The 16,425-nt window shown below is 62.2% G+C and carries 14 protein-coding genes; 10 read left to right on the top strand and 4 right to left on the bottom strand.

Going from position 1 to position 16,425, the window contains the following annotated elements:
* Nucleotides 1-13: 13 nt before the first annotated feature.
* The gene (locus CCR94_RS14495) at nucleotides 14-217 is read right to left on the bottom strand and encodes a hypothetical protein (RefSeq protein ID WP_104508550.1); all 204 of its coding nucleotides are present in this window, start codon (nucleotides 215-217) and stop codon (nucleotides 14-16) included.
* A gap of 164 nt (nucleotides 218-381) precedes the next feature.
* Between CCR94_RS14495 and CCR94_RS14490 the strand changes: the two genes are divergently transcribed.
* The 3 genes from CCR94_RS14490 (at nucleotide 382) to CCR94_RS26345 (ending at nucleotide 4,061) form a co-directional block, all read left to right on the top strand.
* A complete protein-coding gene (locus CCR94_RS14490; RefSeq protein WP_104508549.1) occupies nucleotides 382-2,721 on the top strand; it encodes an Orn/Lys/Arg family decarboxylase in 2,340 nt (779 codons plus the stop codon).
* Nucleotides 2,722-2,839: 118 nt separating this feature from the next.
* Nucleotides 2,840-3,808: a KpsF/GutQ family sugar-phosphate isomerase gene (locus tag CCR94_RS14485; protein ID WP_104508548.1), complete on the top strand. Its 969-nt coding sequence runs from the start codon at nucleotides 2,840-2,842 to the stop codon at nucleotides 3,806-3,808.
* A gap of 124 nt (nucleotides 3,809-3,932) precedes the next feature.
* Nucleotides 3,933-4,061 carry a hypothetical protein gene (locus tag CCR94_RS26345; protein ID WP_275112816.1) on the top strand — a complete coding sequence of 43 codons (129 nt, stop codon included), beginning with the start codon at nucleotides 3,933-3,935 and terminating at the stop codon, nucleotides 4,059-4,061.
* Nucleotides 4,062-4,092: 31 nt separating this feature from the next.
* Here the strand turns inward: CCR94_RS26345 and CCR94_RS14480 are convergent, their stop codons facing one another.
* Nucleotides 4,093-5,067 (bottom strand): ribonuclease T2 family protein, encoded by a 975-nt coding sequence (locus CCR94_RS14480; RefSeq protein WP_244594078.1) that lies wholly within the window; start codon nucleotides 5,065-5,067, stop codon nucleotides 4,093-4,095.
* A gap of 378 nt (nucleotides 5,068-5,445) precedes the next feature.
* On the opposite strand from CCR94_RS14480, the gene CCR94_RS14475 reads away from it, so the two are divergent.
* On the top strand, nucleotides 5,446-6,960 hold the full coding sequence (locus tag CCR94_RS14475; RefSeq protein ID WP_104508547.1) for an alpha/beta hydrolase: 1,515 nt from the start codon (nucleotides 5,446-5,448) through the stop codon (nucleotides 6,958-6,960).
* Nucleotides 6,961-7,003: 43 nt separating this feature from the next.
* On the opposite strand, the gene CCR94_RS14470 is transcribed toward CCR94_RS14475, so the two are convergent.
* The gene (locus CCR94_RS14470; protein ID WP_104508546.1) at nucleotides 7,004-7,573 is read right to left on the bottom strand and encodes a hypothetical protein; all 570 of its coding nucleotides are present in this window, start codon (nucleotides 7,571-7,573) and stop codon (nucleotides 7,004-7,006) included.
* Nucleotides 7,574-7,765: 192 nt separating this feature from the next.
* Here CCR94_RS14470 and CCR94_RS14465 point away from each other — a divergent pair, with 192 nt between their 5' ends.
* From CCR94_RS14465 to CCR94_RS14435, 6 genes are all read left to right on the top strand, one after another.
* Complete coding sequence (locus CCR94_RS14465) at nucleotides 7,766-8,788, top strand: amino acid ABC transporter substrate-binding protein (protein WP_104508545.1); 1,023 nt, start codon at nucleotides 7,766-7,768, stop codon at nucleotides 8,786-8,788.
* Nucleotides 8,789-8,792: 4 nt separating this feature from the next.
* The gene (locus tag CCR94_RS14460; protein ID WP_104508544.1) at nucleotides 8,793-9,740 is read left to right on the top strand and encodes an ABC transporter permease subunit; all 948 of its coding nucleotides are present in this window, start codon (nucleotides 8,793-8,795) and stop codon (nucleotides 9,738-9,740) included.
* Nucleotides 9,737-10,840, top strand: a complete 1,104-nt coding sequence (locus CCR94_RS14455; protein WP_104508622.1) for an amino acid ABC transporter permease — start codon at nucleotides 9,737-9,739, stop codon at nucleotides 10,838-10,840. Before CCR94_RS14460 ends, CCR94_RS14455 begins: the two co-directional genes overlap by 4 nt.
* Nucleotides 10,841-10,909: 69 nt before the next feature.
* A complete protein-coding gene (ndk, locus tag CCR94_RS14450) occupies nucleotides 10,910-11,332 on the top strand; it encodes a nucleoside-diphosphate kinase (protein ID WP_104508543.1) in 423 nt (140 codons plus the stop codon).
* Between the two features lie 348 nt (nucleotides 11,333-11,680).
* The gene (locus tag CCR94_RS14445; RefSeq protein WP_104508542.1) at nucleotides 11,681-12,037 is read left to right on the top strand and encodes a septal ring lytic transglycosylase RlpA family protein; all 357 of its coding nucleotides are present in this window, start codon (nucleotides 11,681-11,683) and stop codon (nucleotides 12,035-12,037) included.
* Nucleotides 12,038-12,449: 412 nt separating this feature from the next.
* Nucleotides 12,450-14,396: a methyl-accepting chemotaxis protein gene (locus CCR94_RS14435; protein WP_206605841.1), complete on the top strand. Its 1,947-nt coding sequence runs from the start codon at nucleotides 12,450-12,452 to the stop codon at nucleotides 14,394-14,396.
* 811 nt (nucleotides 14,397-15,207) lie between these two features.
* Here the strand turns inward: CCR94_RS14435 and CCR94_RS14430 are convergent.
* Nucleotides 15,208-16,185, bottom strand: coding sequence for an LGFP repeat-containing protein (locus CCR94_RS14430; RefSeq protein WP_158254767.1), 978 nt, complete (start codon nucleotides 16,183-16,185; stop codon nucleotides 15,208-15,210).
* Between the last annotated feature and the right edge of the window lie 240 nt (nucleotides 16,186-16,425).

Genomic DNA, 16,425 nt, shown 5'->3' with positions numbered 1-16,425 from the left:
ACTGCCTTCTTCCTCAGGAAATCAGATTGTCGCTGATGTCCACGTCTCTATACACCCTCGCCGCGCCGGGCGCGGAGAGGTCGCCGCTGACCATGCGATCCCGCAACAGGGCGACGACGCCAGCCTTTTTCGAGCCGATGATCTCGTTGCGCCGGATGGCGCGGGGGTCGACGCCATCATGGATCGCGAACCCTATCCCATATTGATTGTCAATCAAACTATTGCGCTCGACCGCGACTTTTTCGCGCGCCGGCCGATCCGGGTTGGCGCGCTTTTCAACAGGCGCGTTTAGATTTACGCACTTTTTGCTTTATACGGCTTCATCAAACGGTCACGCGTCGTGGCCAAATCTTGCCGCCCTTAACCCTCCGGGGATCGCCCATGGACTATTTCCGCCGGTTCAATTTCCTGCTCTGCGCGCCCTCGTTCGATCCCGACGAACTGGAGGGGACGCGTCTCGACCATATCGTGCTGGCGGTGGAGAAATCCGGTTTCGAGGTCACGCGCGCCCGCCGCGTCGAGGATGCGGAGCTGGCGATCAAGACCGACGCCGCCATCGGCTGCATGATCGTCGATTGGGGCAAGAAGGGGATGAACTCCAAGACGGCGGGCCTCATCTCCTATGTGCGCAAGCGCGGCCTGGAAATGCCGATCATCCTGCTGGTGCGGCGCAAGCGCTTTGAAGACCTGCCCATCGATGTGCTCGACAATGTCGACGGCTATGTGTTCCTGGCCGAGGAAACCCCGGAATTCATCGCCAAAAATCTGGTGTCGCGGCTCAAGCAATATGCCGAGACCATGAAAACCCCGTTCTTCGGCGAGTTGGTGGATTACGCCGAGGAGGGCAACCAGCTCTGGACCTGTCCCGGCCATAATGGCGGCGTGTTCTACAGCCGCAGCCCGATCGGCCGCATTTTCGTCGAACATCTCGGCGAAGCCATTTTCCGCGACGACCTCGACAATTCCGTCCTGGAACTCGGCGACCTCCTCACCCACGAAGGCCCCGCGCTGCGCGCGCAAAAGGAAGCCGCGAAAATTTTCGGGGCCGAGCGCACCTATTTCGTGCTGAATGGCACCTCGGCCTCCAACAAGATCGTTTTGTCGGCTCTGGTCGCGCCCGGCGATCTCGTGCTGTTTGACCGCAACAACCACAAGGCGGCGCATCACGGCGCGCTCGTGCTCGGCGGCGGCGTACCGGTCTATCTCGAAACCGACCGCAACGCTTTCGGCCTGATCGGCCCGATCGACTACGAGGCCTTGGACGAGAAGGCGATCCGCGACAAAATCCGCGAAAATCCGCTGGTGACCGACATGGACGCCTGGAAGCGCGAGCGCCCGTTCCGCGTGGCGGTGATCGAGCAATGCTCCTATGACGGCACGATCTACAATGCCGAAATGATCCTCGCCAAGATCGGCCACCTCTGCGACTATATCCTGTTCGACGAGGCCTGGGCCGGCTTCATGAAGTTCCATCCGATCTTTGCCGGCCATTTCGCCATGGGCTTGCAAAACCTTGGTCCGAACGCCCCGGGCATCATCGCAACGCAATCGACCCACAAGCAGCTCGCGAGTTTTTCGCAGGCCTCGCAAATCCATTTCAAGGATCGCCACATCAAGGGCCAGAGCCGGCGCATCGAGCACAAGCGCTTCAACGAGACCTTCCTCATCCACGCCTCGACCTCGCCGTTTTATCCTTTGTTCGCCTCGCTCGACGTCGGCGCGCAGATGATGAAGGGCAAGTCCGGCGTGGTGCTGTGGGACGACACCATTCGGCTCGGCATCGAGATCCGCAAGAAAATCCGGGCGCTCGGCAAGGAATTCTCGGAAAAGGCCAAGGACAGGTCCAACGCCTGGTTCTTCGACCCCTTCGTGCCCGACGAGGTCGAGACGCCCGACGGCTGGATGGCCTGGGAGGACGTGGCGACCGACGATCTCGCCGAAAACTCCACCTACTGGACCTTCGATCCCGGCGCCAAATGGCACGGTTTCCAGCATGTGTCCGACAATTACGCCCTGACCGATCCTTGCAAGCTCACACTGATCACGCCCGGCTTCAGCCGCAAGACCGGCGAATATCTCGACCACGGCGTGCCCGCGCCCATTGTCGCGCAATATCTGCGCGAAAACCGCATCGTGGCGGAAAAGAACGACCTGAACTCGCTGCTGTTCCTGCTCACCCCCGGCGTGGAATCGAGCAAGGCCGGCGCGCTGATCTCGGCTTTGGTCGCCTTCAAGACCTATCACGACGAGAATGCGCCGCTCGACGAGGTCATTCCGGAATTCGTCGCCAAGCGCCCGAAGAAATACGCCAAAATGCGGCTGCGCGACCTGTGCGGCCAGATGCACGCCTTTTACAAGGCGGCCAACACATCAGACCTGCAACGCCGCCAGTTCCGGCCCGATCATCTGCCGACCATGGTGATGCGCCAGCAGGAGGCGGTGCAGAAACTCACCCGCAACCAGGTGCGCTATCTGCCGCTCGACGAAATGTTCGGCAAGATCGCCACCACCCTGTTCGTGGTCTATCCGCCGGGAATCGCCACCATCGCGCCGGGCGAAGTGCTCGACGAGCGCGCCAGGCCGATGCTGGACTATCTCAAGACGTTCGAGCGCGGCGCCAATCTGTTCCCTGGTTTTGAAGCGGAAATCCAGGGCCTGCACCGCGAAGTGGACGACAACGGGGTGATCCGGTTTCACGCCTATGTGGCGGACCCGGATTGAACACCTGCGTCGCTGGCAAGCTGTTGTTATTCCACAGGCGTCATGTTTCCCCAAACGTCATGGAAAATTTGCCGAAGGCGAGCCGATGGTTTAGGGATCCCCGCGAGAAGAGGATCGCATGACACGGGTCGCACTTGAAGCCGCGCGAAAAAGCGTTGAGATCGAAACCAGGGGCATGGCGCAGTTGCGCGCCGCGCTCGACGCCGAACTGGGCAAGGCGCTCGAAAAGGCCATCGACGTCATCCGCGGAGCGCGCGGGCGCGTGGTGGTTTCGGGCATGGGCAAATCAGGCCATATCGGGCGCAAGGTGGCGGCGACGCTGGCCTCCACCGGCACGCCCGCCTTTTTCCTCCATGCCGCCGAAGCCAGCCACGGCGATCTCGGCATGGTCACCCAGGAAGACGTGCTGCTGGCCTTCTCCTGGTCGGGCGAGACGTCGGAACTCGCCGATCTCATCGAATATTCCAAGCGATTCGCCGTGCCGCTGATCGCCGGCACCTCCAAACGCGACAGCGCCCTCGGCCGCGCGGCGGACGTCCTGCTGCTGTTGCCGCAGGTCGAGGAAGCCTGCCCCAACGGTCTCGCGCCGACCACCTCCACCACCATCCAGTTGGTGCTCGGCGATGCGCTGGCGGTCGCGCTGATCGAGGATCGCGGGTTTACCGCGCGGGATTTTCGGGTTTTTCATCCGGGGGGAAAACTCGGGGCGCGGCTGCACAAGGTGGACGACCTGATGCATAGCGGCGACGACATGCCGCTGCTGCCGGAAAGCGCCAGCATGAGCGAGGTCATCCTGGTCATGTCGGGCAAACGCTTCGGCTGCGTCGGCCTCGTCGATGGCGACGGCGCCCTGGCCGGCATCATCACCGACGGCGACCTGCGCCGGAACTGGGGCCCGGACATGCAGGACCGGCGCCCCGTCGAAATGATGACGCGCGACCCGCGCACCGTGAAACTCGGTTCGCTCGCTTCCGCCGCCCTGGAGATGATGAACCGGAGGAAGATCACCGTCCTGTTCATCCTCGACGCGGGCAAGCCGGCCGGAATCCTGCACATCCACGACCTGCTGCGGGCGGGGGTGGCCTGAGGCCGCAAGCCAGACCGAAGCGCCGCCGCCGGTTTTCGGGCAAATACCCTACTGAAACAAAGGAGCCACGCAGGCATTCGTTGGCGACTCAACCAAGGCATGCGTGGCGCGTGGAAAATACGCAGTGGTCTTCCCGCCTGTGTTCGCGGGTGTCGACGCTCATTTTCCCAAATTCGGCGCCAACCTGCTGATCCTCGCGGGACTCTCCAGCGGGCTTTATCTCGGCTTCAAATGGCCGGAGCCGAAAGCTTGAGGCTTTCCCTCGGCCGGCGCGTCGCCAATGGTCAATTCCGCTTGACGGCGTCTACAACGCCCGACGGACATCCGACATTGGCGACGGGCTTCGCGGCCGCGATCAATTGGGCCAGCGATGGATTGTCGTCGATCCGGCCGACCAGACCGATGGTCATTTCCACGATCAAGCGGCGGCTGCCCGGACACGAAATCATCACGCGATCGCCCGCGCCGGCGCCAAAACCGTCGTCGAACGCCTGTTTGATCTGATCGGCTGTAATCTTGCCGCCGATGTTGTGCGCAAACAGGTCTCGCACCGGGGAGGCGTTCAACTGCGCCATAAGTTTCACCGCGCGGGCGAAATAGGCGTCTTGCGAGGACGCATCGCGAAAACAGGTTCCGTGCACGATCCACTCATGCCGTTCCAGTTTCGAGGCGACCGCGGGCATGACCTCGGTCAAGGCCGAAAGGGTGTCGTCGGAGAGCGCCACGGGCGGCAATTGATCCCAATTGTGGTCCTTGTCCAGGGCGACATAGCTGTCGGCGACATTGCAATAGGCGACCCCCCTGGGCTGAGGCCAAAGGCCGTGCAAGGTGAAATGGGTGGCGTCGAAACGCTCCGGGGTCTGAGTCGCGCATTCCTGCTTTTGCGCGTGGTTCTCGCAAAACGCCGACTGCCAGCTCACGGCGAGCAGATTGGCGCCGCCGTTTTCGCCCGGTTGCGAACTTGAGGACGACGCGCCATCGATCGTGCCGCATTTTGTCGCCACCCATCGGCGCAACGGTTCGGCGCCTTCGACCTCGATCAGATAATGGGTTGCGTCCGGCTTGTTCTTGCCAACCAGAGTGTAGGATTGGCCGGGTTGAACCAGAACGTCGTCGGCGCTGGCGCCGCCATGGATCGATCGCGTCGCCGGGCAGACCTGCGTCGCCGCGAAAGCGCCGCTGGCCGGCGTCTGGGCCGAGGCGCCGGAAGTCGCCGCGAATAAAAAAAGCATGAAAGCTGTCGGACGACTGAAGGTCATGGAAAACTCCATTCGCGTAACATTTGGGAGAGAGTAAGCAGAGGTTGTTCATAAGGCAAGCCCGTTGCGATGCAACTGAACGATTGTTGTTTTCTCTGGTCGAGCTTGAACGTAACTGCTCGGTTTGTCATCTCGCATTTGTCGTGAAAACTTTGCATAAGAGCCATAAGTTCTTGATATTTGCTTCGGGAGTCCTGATCTGATTGGGTCTCTAGAGGCTTGTTATTGCGTATATTCTTCACGCGAGCTGGAATCGCCTTCGCTTGAGAATGCTGGAAGGCCGGGGCGCGGCCCTCCGTGCGCGGCGCTTGACGATTGCGCTTCCATGCGCCCCAATCCAGCAAGCGCGTCAGGCGCGAACGAAAGCAGCCAGGCTCAATGAACAAACGTGTTTTTTTGGTGTTTCTCGCCGCTGCTTTCGCAATCGCCACAGGGCTCTGGTCGCTGCTTGCGCCATCGGCCGATTTGAAAATCGACCATGCGCAAGTCGATGAAATTCCCGTCTCGGTGTTTCGGTCCGAGAGCGCATCTCCTGGCCCCGTAATCGTGATCGCCCATGGTTTCGCCGGTTCGCAACAACTGATGCAACCGGCCGCCATGACGCTCGCTCACGCCGGCTATACCGCCGTCACCTTCGACTTCGCCGGCCATGGCCGCAACGCGCGCCCGCTTTCTGGCGGGATCAAGAACCACGACGAGAGCGCGCGTCTCCTCGGCGAGGAAATCGACAAGATGATTCGGTTCGGCTTGACCCTGCCCGGTGCGGGGCCACGGCTGGGCCTTGTCGGACATTCGATGGCGGCGATTCTGATCATCAACAGCGCGGTCCGCAACGACGCGGTCGCCGGCGTGGTGGCCTTTTCCAATTTCGGCAGCAATGCGACGGCGAGCGAACCGAGAAACCTTCTGGTCATAGACGGCGCATGGGAGGCGGCGGCCCTGAAAAACGACGCCTTGCGGATCGTCGCCATGGCCTCCGGCGCGGCGCCGCGGGAACGGGTCACCTACGGCGAGATGGCGCGCGGCACGGCGCGCCGGCTGGCCTATGCCGAAGGCGCCGAGCATATCGGCGTCATTTACAGCCGCGATGGCCTCACCGAAATGCGGAACTGGATGAACGCCGTGTTCGAACGCGCGGAAAGCGGCGCCATCGACGCGAGGGGAGGGGGGATGGCGCTGCTTTTTCTCGGCCTTGTCGCTCTCGCGCTGCCGCTGTCGCGTCTGCTGCCGGCGCTGTCGCCGCTGCCGCTGGGGGCCGGACCTGGCTGGAGACGGCAATGGCCGCTCACCGTCGCGCCGGCGCTGCTGACGCCGCTGATCCTATGGAAAGCGCCGACGGATTTTCTGCCGATCCTGCTTGGCGATTATCTCGCCGCGCATTTCGCCGTTTACGGCGCGCTGACCTTGCTCGGCCTGTGGCTCACGAAGCCTCCGGGCGGAGCCGGTTGGCGCATTCCCTGGCGCGGGCGCCTTCTGGCGGCTTTGGCGGTCCTCGCCTATTACGGGCTTGGCCTCGGGTTGCCGATCGACACATTCGTGACCTCCATCGCGCCATCCTCGCTGCGCTGGCTGCTGATCCCCGCGCTGCTGTGTTGCACCGTCATCTATTTTCTTGCCGATGAATGGCTGACGAGCGGGCCGGGCGCGGCGACGGGCGGATATGTCTTTTCCAAAATCTGCTTCGTCGTCTCGCTGGCGATCGCCGTCGCCCTCAATCCTCACAAATTGTTTTTCCTGGTCATCATCGTTCCCGTCATCTGCCTTTTCTTCGCGGTGTTTGGCTGGGTCAGCCGCTGGACCTATGCGCGCACGGGCGATCCGCGCGTCGCCGCCCTGAGCAACGCGGCCGCGCTGGCCTGGGCCATTTGCGCGACATTCCCGGTGGTCTCCTGACGGGATTTCCAGGCGATGCGTTCGGGGCGACAAGGCGACGCGCTCAGCCTTGCGGCTTGCGCGCCCGCGCCCGCAGCCGAACGAGCAGCTCCATGACTCCGCCCTTGCCGGCGGACAGGTTGAGGCGGCGTCTGATCTCCGAAATCCGGAACTTGAGATCGGCGATCCGCGCGCGCACCGCTACCTTGTAGGGTTCAATGAACGCATGGGCCTTGTCGCGCCATTTCACGACCCAGCGATAAAAACTCGCGAACCAGCCGATGGCCAGCAGCTTTTCGCGCGTGAGGTCGAAGATGAAGGCGATGAGGCCGACGCCGACGAATTTCAGCACAATGAAGGCCAGGACGCCGCGAAAAAAATGGCCGTGCGCGATCTGCTCGATCGCGATGATCTTCAGCGGCTCGATGACGACGAAGGGAATCAGGAACAACGGCAGCGCGCCATAGGGCGGCAGGCGCTGCACGATTCGGACGACGGTGGCCTTGAATTCCCGCCAGGGCAGCAGGCCAACGACCCAGTGGCCCAGCGCGATCGTCAAGTCCCACAGCCACGCCTCGATCAGGAAGACGACGGCGGCGACGGTCAGCAGGGCATGTTTGAGGCGATGGGGCATCCAGCTCTCCGCAATGTCGCGGCTCCGGTTCGTCGCCGAAGCCTTGGAAGCGAATATGCCCCTTGATCGCGGTTATGCAAGGAACAACGCCGTGGCGGCTCAGGCAAGCTTCGGTCGGCGCGCCCCGCGCCGCCATTTTGCTTTGCGCGTGCGGCGAGGAGCGCATAGGCTGGGGCAAGAGTGGGTTTGCGCATGGTTCTTGTCGTCAAGAAAATCGTCCTGGCGCTCGGTCTCGCGCTGTTTTTGGCGGGGGTGGGGGCGCGCGCCGACACGCTTGATCAGGTGCGGGCGCGCGGCGCGCTGGTGTGCGGGGTCAATATCGGGCTGGCCGGCTTCGGCCTGCCGGACGATCGCGGGTCTTGGCGCGGCTTCGACATCGACTATTGCCGGGCGGTGGCGGCGGCGATCTTCGGCGATGCGCAAAAAGTGCGGTTCACGCCGCTGTCGGGCAAGGACCGCTTCACCGCGCTGCAATCGGGCGAGATCGACATTTTGTCGCGCAACACCACCTGGACGCAATCGCGCGAGGCCGGACAGGGACTCCTGTTTGTTGGCATAAACTATTTCGACGGCCAGGCTTTTCTGGCGCGAAAGGCGCGCAATCTGAAATCCGTGCGTGATCTGAAAGGCGCCAGCATCTGCGTGCAGCAGGGCACCACCACCGAACTCAATCTCGCCGATTACTTCAGGAAAACCGGAATTTCAGCCGAAACCGTCGTCTTCACCGGCGGCGACGAGGCGTTGAAAGCCTATGAGAGCGGGCGCTGCGACGCCTACACCACAGACGGCTCCGCGCTCTATGCGCAAAGGCTGAAACTGTCGGCGCCGGACGACCATGAGGTTTTGGCCGAAACCCTTTCCAAGGAGCCGTTCGGGCCGGTGGTGCGGCAGGGCGACGACCGCTGGTTCAATCTGGTGAAATGGACCCATTTCGCGCTGCTCGACGCCGAGGAGCTGGGCGTGACCTCCGCCAATGTCGAATCCTTGCGCGAGTCGCAAAATCCCGAAATCCGCCGCCTGCTCGGCGCGGACAATGATTTTGGCGCGGGATTGGGGCTGTCCAAGGATTGGGTGGCGCGCATCGTCAAGGCGGTGGGCAATTATGGCGAAATCTTTTCACGCAATCTGGGGGAGGGATCGCCCTTGAAGATTCCGCGCGGACTGAACGCGCAATGGCGCGACGGCGGGCTGCATTACGCCCCGCCGGTGCGGTGACGCGATGAACCGGCGCGTCGCGCTCCAGGCCCTGCTGTTGCTGCTGGTCGCCGGAGTTTTTGTCGCGGCTTTCTTGAACGCCCGCGCCAATCTCGAAGCGCGCAACATGCCCACTTCCTTCGCCTTCCTGTGGCAGACGGCGGGGTTTGGCATGAATCAGAGCGTCATTCCCTATACCCCGCTCGATTCCTACGGCCGCGCCCTGCTGGCGGGCGCGCTCAACACGCTGATCGTGTCCGTGGTGGCGTCCGCGCTGGCGACCCTGGTCGGCTTCGCCGTGGGGTTTTCGCGGCTGTCGTCGCATTGGGGCCTGTCGCGGCTGGCGGCGCTTTATGTCGAGACGCTGCGCAACATCCCGCTGCTGTTGCACTTGCTGTTCTGGTACATCGTGCTGCTCACGCCCTTGCCGGCGCCGGAGCATTCGCTGTCGCTCGGCGGCGTCTTGCTCAACAATCGCGGGCTTTATTTTCCGTTTCCGGGTCTGGGCTGGCCGCTGTTCGATCCGGCGCGTAACGCTTTTAACGTCGAGGGCGGGCTGAGACTGGCGCCGGAAGCCGCCGCGATGATTTTGGGGCTGACTTTCTACACCGCCAGCTACATCGCCGAAATTTTGCGCGCCGGAGTCCAGGCCGTGCCACGGGGTCAGATCGAGGCGGCCTCCGCGCTGGGGCTCTCGGCGGCGCAGACGCGGCGCCTTGTCGTCCTGCCTCAGGCCCTGCGCGTGGCGCTGCCGCCGCTGATCAGCCAGTATCTTGCGCTGACAAAGAACTCGTCGCTCGCCGCCTTCATCGGCTTCGCCGACCTGATGCAGGTGTCCGGCACCATCCTGAATCAGACCGGCGCGGCGTTGCAGACGCTCGGCGTCGACATGGCGCTCTATCTCGGTCTCTCCATGCTGACGCTGGCGCTGATGCGCCGCTTCGAGCGCGGCTCCGAATGGGGGGCCAGATGAGCGATTTTCTGCGCGCCGAATTCTTGTCTCCGCTGCCGCCGCCGCCGGCGCGCGGAAAAAGCTGGCGCGAAAAACTGTTTGGCGATGCGCGCGCGACGGCGATCACGCTCGGCCTGCTGGTCGCGGCGGGTCTGCTTTTGCCGCCCGCTGTCCGCTATCTGTTCATCGACGCCGTGTGGACCGCGCCGGACGGGGCTTTGTGCCGCGCGCCGGGCGCCGGGGCGTGCTGGGCTTATGTGGCCGCGAAACTGCCTTTCTTCATCTACGGCGCCTATCCCCAGCCCTGGCGGGTCAACACCGCTTTCCTGCTCGCGCTCGTCCTTATCGTCTGGCTGCTGCGCCCGCGCGCGAAATATAAAAACTACGCTCTCGGCGGCTTTTTCATCGGCCTGCCTGTTGTCGGCTTCATCCTGCTGCATGGCGCGCCCGCGCTGGGCCTACCTGTGGTGGGGACGAACCTGTGGGGCGGCGCGCTGGTGTCGTTGATCATGGCGCTGGCCGGCATGACCGCCGCCCTGCCGGGGGGCGTGGCGCTGGCTTTGGGGCGGCGCTCGAAGCTTCCGGCTTTGCGCTGGCTGTGCGTGGGAACCATCGAGTTTGTGCGCGGCGCGCCGTTGATCGCGGTGCTGTTCATGGCCAATGTGCTGCTGCCGCTGTTTCTGCCGCCCGATTGGGCGCCGGACCGGTTGCTGCGGCCCCTGTTCGGCATCGCTTTGTTCGCCTCGGCCTATATGGCGGAAGTGGTGCGCGGCGGTCTCGCCGCCGTGCCGTTGGGGCAAAGCGAGGCGGCGGCCGCGCTGGGGTTTTCGCGTTGGCAGGGGCTGCGGCTGATCGTGCTGCCGCAGGCTTTGGGCGCGGTGGTTCCAGGCATCGTCAACAATTTCGTCGCTTTGTTCAAGGACACCACGCTGGTGGCCATTGTTGGCCTGTTCGATTTCCTGCACGCCATCGAGACGGCGCGGCTCGATCCGGCCTGGGCGGGGCCGCAAATCGCGCTCACCGGCTATATTTTCGCCGCCGCGTTCTATCTGGGCTTCTGCCTGGCGATGTCGTCCTACGCGCGCGCGCTGGAGGGAAGGCTGGCGGAGGCGCGGCGGTAGCTTGCGGGAGTCGGGCGCCGCGTCTATAAGCGCCGCAAGCCCATTTCGTCAGCAAAAGGAAGCGCCACAATGGCTCTAGAACGCACGTTTTCCATCATCAAGCCCGATGCGACCCGCCGCAACCTGACCGGCCTCATCAACGCCAAGATCGAGGCCGCCGGCCTGCGCATTGTCGCGCAGAAGCGCGTCCACATGACCCGCGCTCAGGCGGAAACCTTTTACGCCGTCCACAGCGCGCGCCCGTTCTTCGGCGAACTGGTCGAGCAGATGTCGGCGGCGCCGGTGGTGGTTCAGGTGCTCGAAGGCGAGGACGCCATCAAGCGCTATCGCGACGTGATGGGCGCCACCAATCCGGAAAAGGCCGACGCCGGCACGATCCGCAAGGATTATGCGCTGAACATGGGCGAGAACTCGGTTCATGGCTCCGACGCGCCGGAAACCGCCGCGCAGGAGATCGCGCAATGGTTCGCCGGCAACGAAATCGTCGGCTGATCTGACACTTTTTCAAGCCAACAGGGGTCGGGCGCAAGCCCGGCCCTTTCTTTTTGCCTTGAGTGGATTGTGTCACAATTCAGTCGCAATCACGCAACCAATGCGCGAATCAAGCGCCGCCCGACAGATTCGCGAATACAGTGCTCTGTCCCTTTTCGTAGCCTACTCACGAAATAATCGTATAGAAATCGTAGAGTTAATTATTACGCTAATTCTTTGATTGAATTGACGCCGCAAAAAACCAAACACATGACGAACGTAATCAGTAAAAGCCGAAATATCAGGTCTTTTTCGAGCCATATTCTTTCGCGATAACATTTTTGTGAACACAAGCGAAAGGTTCAGCGTTTGAAGAGCATCCTGATCAAAACCCTCACCCTCGGAATTGTTTTTTCTGCTGTTTCTCTTGCACCCGAAGGACAGGCCAAAGCGCAGACCTGGGCTGGCAAGGCTTCGTATTATTCCGGCCGCGGCCACACAGCGAGCGGCAGCCGTGTCGGCGTCCGCACCGCGGCGCACCGCTCGCTTCCGTTCGGGACCAAGGTGAAGGTCATCAATCTTTCCAATGGCCGTTCGACCGTCGTCACCATCAATGATCGCGGCCCCTTCGTGCGCGGCCGCATCATCGACGTGTCCAACGGCGCCGCCGGCGAACTGGGCATGCGCGGACGCGGCGTCGCGTCGGTGCGTATTTCGACGCTATGAAATGAACAATGCCCGGAGGGGCGCGGGCGCAATCAATCCGACCCCGCCAAACTCAAGCCTGTCGGCTTGATCCCTGGCCCGCCGTTTGGTGGGCCTTTTTTTGCGAGAACCAGGTCTGCCTGACGTGCGCGCCATGGGCGACGAGGCCCGGAGTCGTCTCCGCCTGGTCATCGCGCAGGGCGCTGCCGAAAATCGGGCGCGGCGCGCCCCGCGCCGCCGTCCGGCGGGCCGAAATATGGTCCGAATGCGTGGCGCGCGATTTTGGGATCGTCTCCCGGGCGTCAGCTTTGCGCAAGCTCCTCCACTGTAGGGTCTAACTGGCGAATTGTAATGGAACCGGCGCGAACGGGGCGGAGCCCTCGGTTGCGGGCAACAGAGGCGAATAATGTTCTCTCGCAACCAGACTTCTGCAATGCCCGGTCCCGTTCCAGAGGCCGCCGGTTCCCATCCGGCGGCCGTCGCCGCCTTGCCGATGCGCGTCAAGACCTCGGACGCCGCGCTCGCCGGTCTTTCCGCCGAGGATTTCAGCTATGCCGGCCGCCCGGCCGCGCTGGCTCTGGCCTTCATCTCGCCCCATGTCGATTTCGCCCAGGTGGCGGCGCGGCTGAAGGCGCTCGCCGGCTCCGCGCCGCTGGTCGCCGTTTCCACCGCCGGTGAATTGTGCTCGAACGCCGGCGCGCTCTATCGCCCGACGGGAGCCAGTTGGTCGAGCCTGACCGTGCAGATTTTCCCGCCGGACCTGTTCGAGGCGGTGTCGGTCCACCGGGTCGCGTTGCCCAAGGACGGGACGCGCGCAAACCGCGTGGAAAAAATCGCCGCCGATCTCGCCCGCGTCGCGCCGCCGTTCCAGATCGAGGCAAACCGCGTGTTCGCGCTCACGCTCGTCGATGGCGTGTCCGGCGCCGAGGACGTGTTGATGGAGGCGGTCTATCGCTCCGGCCGCTTCCCCTGCCTGTTCATCGGCGGCTCCGCCGGCGGCAAGTTCGATTTCAAGGAGACGTCGCTGTTCGACGGCGGCCAGACCCTGCACGGCCAGGCGGTGATCATCTTTGTCCGCATGGCGCCGGGCCGCCGCTACGGCGTGTTCAAGACCCAGAATTTCACAAAAACCGGCAAGAGCTTCACCATTCTCGACGCCGATCCCGACGCCCGCGTGGTGCGCGGCGCGCTCACCGCCAACGGTATGGACATCGACCCTTTCGCCGAGGTTTTGGCGGCGCATTTCGGCGTCAGCGGCGCGAACGTCCCGGCAAAACTCGCCGGCCACACTTTTGGCGTCGAGGTCGACGGCGAAATTTTCGTGCGCTCGGTTTCCGGCATCGACACCCAGACCGGCGCGGTGAATTTCTATTGCGACGTCAATCCGGGCGACGAATTGCTGCTGCTGAAGGCCAATGATTTCGCCGGCCAGACCCGCGCGGACTACGAGGCCTTCTTGCGCGGCAAGCCGGAGCCGCTCGGCCTGATTCTCAACGATTGCATCCTGCGCCGCCTCAACAACAATGCGGCGCTGTCCGCGCTCGACAATCTGTGGCGCGCGCCGGCGGCGGGCTTTTCCACCTTCGGCGAACTGTTTGGCATCAACATCAACGAGACGCTGAGCGCCATCGCCTTCTTCGAGGACCGGCCCGGCTATCGCGACGATTTCCTCGACGGCTTCCCCATCCATTACGCGCGCTTCGTCAATTATTTCACCACCTGCGCGCTGAAGCAGGCGGGCATTCTCAACAGGTTCCGTTCGGCCATCATCGCCCGCATGGCCGAGCAGCTCGATTTCGTCAAGGAGATCGAACACGCGCTGGAAAGGACCTCGGAGATGCACGAGGCGATGGAGCGCGTGCGCGGCGTCATTTTCGCCTCCGCCAAAGCGGATTTTACCGATGACGGCAATTCCGGCAAACTGTCGCAGCAGTTCCAGAGCCTCGCCGATTCCATGTCCGGCTTGCGCAATGTGCTCAGGGTGATCGACTCCATCGCCGGCCAGACCAATCTGCTGGCGCTCAACGCCACCATCGAGGCCGCGCGCGCCGGCGACGCCGGCCGGGGCTTTTCGGTCGTGGCCTCCGAGGTGAAGAAGCTCGCCACCAACACCAAATCGACGCTGGCCCAGACTCAAGGGTCGATCGCCGGCATGGAGCAGTCGCTTGGCCTGCTCGGCGGCATCATCGACGGCACGCGCGAGCGCTTCGACGCCGAGGAAACACGCTATCGCGCCACGATAGAACAGGTGGAATCGCTGTTCTCGCAATCCGGCCTGATCGACCGCACGCTGGCGGGGCTGGCGCAACTGGTCTCGACCCAGCGCGTCGCGGCGGCGGAAATCCAGCAGGAAATCGCAAGGCTGCGCCGGATCGAGTGAACGCGCGGCGAAACAGGGTCTGAGGCCGAACCCCGTCATCAGCCCTCACCCTGAGGAGGCTCCGAAGGAGCCGTCTCGAAGGGCGAGGGCGGTCCACGCGGCGCTAAAGTGGAAATGCGCCCCCCACAAGATATTGTTCTTGTTTTGTTTCACGTGAAACGACATCAAGACCCCATGGTCAACTAACCGCTTGTAAAAAAATAAAAAAAATCAAAGCCACCCGAAGCGCCGCACCGCGCCCCGCGCGCAAAACCCGGCACATCTCGTACACAACCAAGCGATTGCGCGCGCAAAAATCGTCGATTCCATGCAGGAATTCGCACAAAAGTCACAAAAATCGCGCGCTTTTTCTCGGTTTCGACCCCACGCGCCACAATCAGAAATTGAAATTTCCTCGAAGGCAACAGTGCCGGGCTTGCTCCCGCCGCCATCCCGCCCCCACGGACGTCATCCCCGTCCCGGGCTTGACCGGGAGATTGTCCCGGGCATCCACGCCGGGACATTGCGCTCACGTTTTCAGGACTGTCGCATTGTCCGTGCCCATCCGGTTAGCGCAGACACTACATATAGAGGGACGCGCGCTCGATGCAGAGGCAGGAACCGGCTCGAAGGCGACCTTACTGATCGGTGTGGCGAATGTCTCGTTCGGGCCGTAAGCCGCAGTTTCCGTATTCCGCCTTACCGGAATCGCAGCATCTCGTCTATGTCGCAGACCAGAGAAAGACCTGTAAGACCGACACCAGCTTCGCGTTAATGGCAAACCTTGCTGCGGCCGTCATTCGCATGAGGTGACCGCGATCGTCCGCAACCGCTAGTAACAGGCCCATGATGAATTAATGTTAGGACATGCCGAACTGTTTAACTCACACCGAAGGCCATCCCGTTTGCAAGCGTCGCAGGTGTAATCTGTGCAATACTTTACCTTCTGCGGCGCCGGCGGCGCAGGCGGAGTGTAAGCCGCGACTGGGTTTTCTGTCGTTACACCTGTTTTTGGACTCCACCACAGTTTACCGTGTTCAAACTGCTGGCTCCGAATAGGCGTACCTTGGTATTCTTGAAATTCAGGAGTTATTGGATAGCCGAACGAACTCCTTTCCCATCCCAGCTGCGCCCATCGTTTTCGAATATCGCCATAGATCTCAACTGGACCTGTCTTGGGCGTCCAATATATTGATGCTTCGGCTCCGTTGGTGACCCGCAGAAAATGATTGAAACGGCCTATCCCATCCGGAGTGGTTGTTTCATCAGTGGTCGGATAGCCAAGCCAACCCGCTCCCCATCCCGGCTGACGCCATTTATCCCGAATAGCCCCAAGGATTACGTGCGCGCCAGTCTTGGGGTGCCAGTAAATAGATCCATGTTGAAAGTCGTTAAATCGACCTCCTTCGGGAACGCCGGCCTCATCACTTAACGGCTGCCCAAGCGGACCAGATGGGCCACCAACCGCTGCGTACTTAATTCCAATATCCCCATAAACCGCAAACGCACACGCGCTATTAGGCGCGCATGTATCTAAAAAAATTGTACAAAACAGAGCAGTAAAACTCAGATACCACCACTTAAAGGCGGTGGCTTGGGCAAAGCGGATGGGCATTTGCGAAGCTCCTGTTAATCTCGTTAAGATAACTAATCCGTTTAAGATGGCGTCAAAGCCCTCTAGTTTCGGAGTAACGTTATTGAGATTAAAAGCGAGGATATCATTTTTTTGGTAGCATCCAATGATTTTTTTGGTATTGCCCAATGACATTGTGGTGAACTGCCCCGGGTTTGCCCGAGGCGTTTCGTTCAAATCAGGCCGCCATGGCGGCCCGCCGGATCTAAACGCAGGTCTTTGTCCGCCGCATGGCGCCGTTGAATGCACGACGAAGGACAGCTTATTGGGCCAAAACGCTCCATCCTGGCGGCGTCCGCGGCCGTCCGCAATCCGCCGATCGCGGCCGATCAGCCGGCTCCGCTCTGGCCCGCAGCTGAATCCACATTTAGTGGGTGTCGGCGTCAACCGCATAGGCGCGGCAGTTTCTTCACGCGA

It is taken from the genome of Rhodoblastus sphagnicola (assembly GCF_002937075.1).
In the GTDB taxonomy this organism is placed as follows: domain Bacteria; phylum Pseudomonadota; class Alphaproteobacteria; order Rhizobiales; family Beijerinckiaceae; genus Rhodoblastus; species Rhodoblastus sphagnicola.
This window is presented reverse-complemented; position numbering and strand designations above follow the sequence as displayed.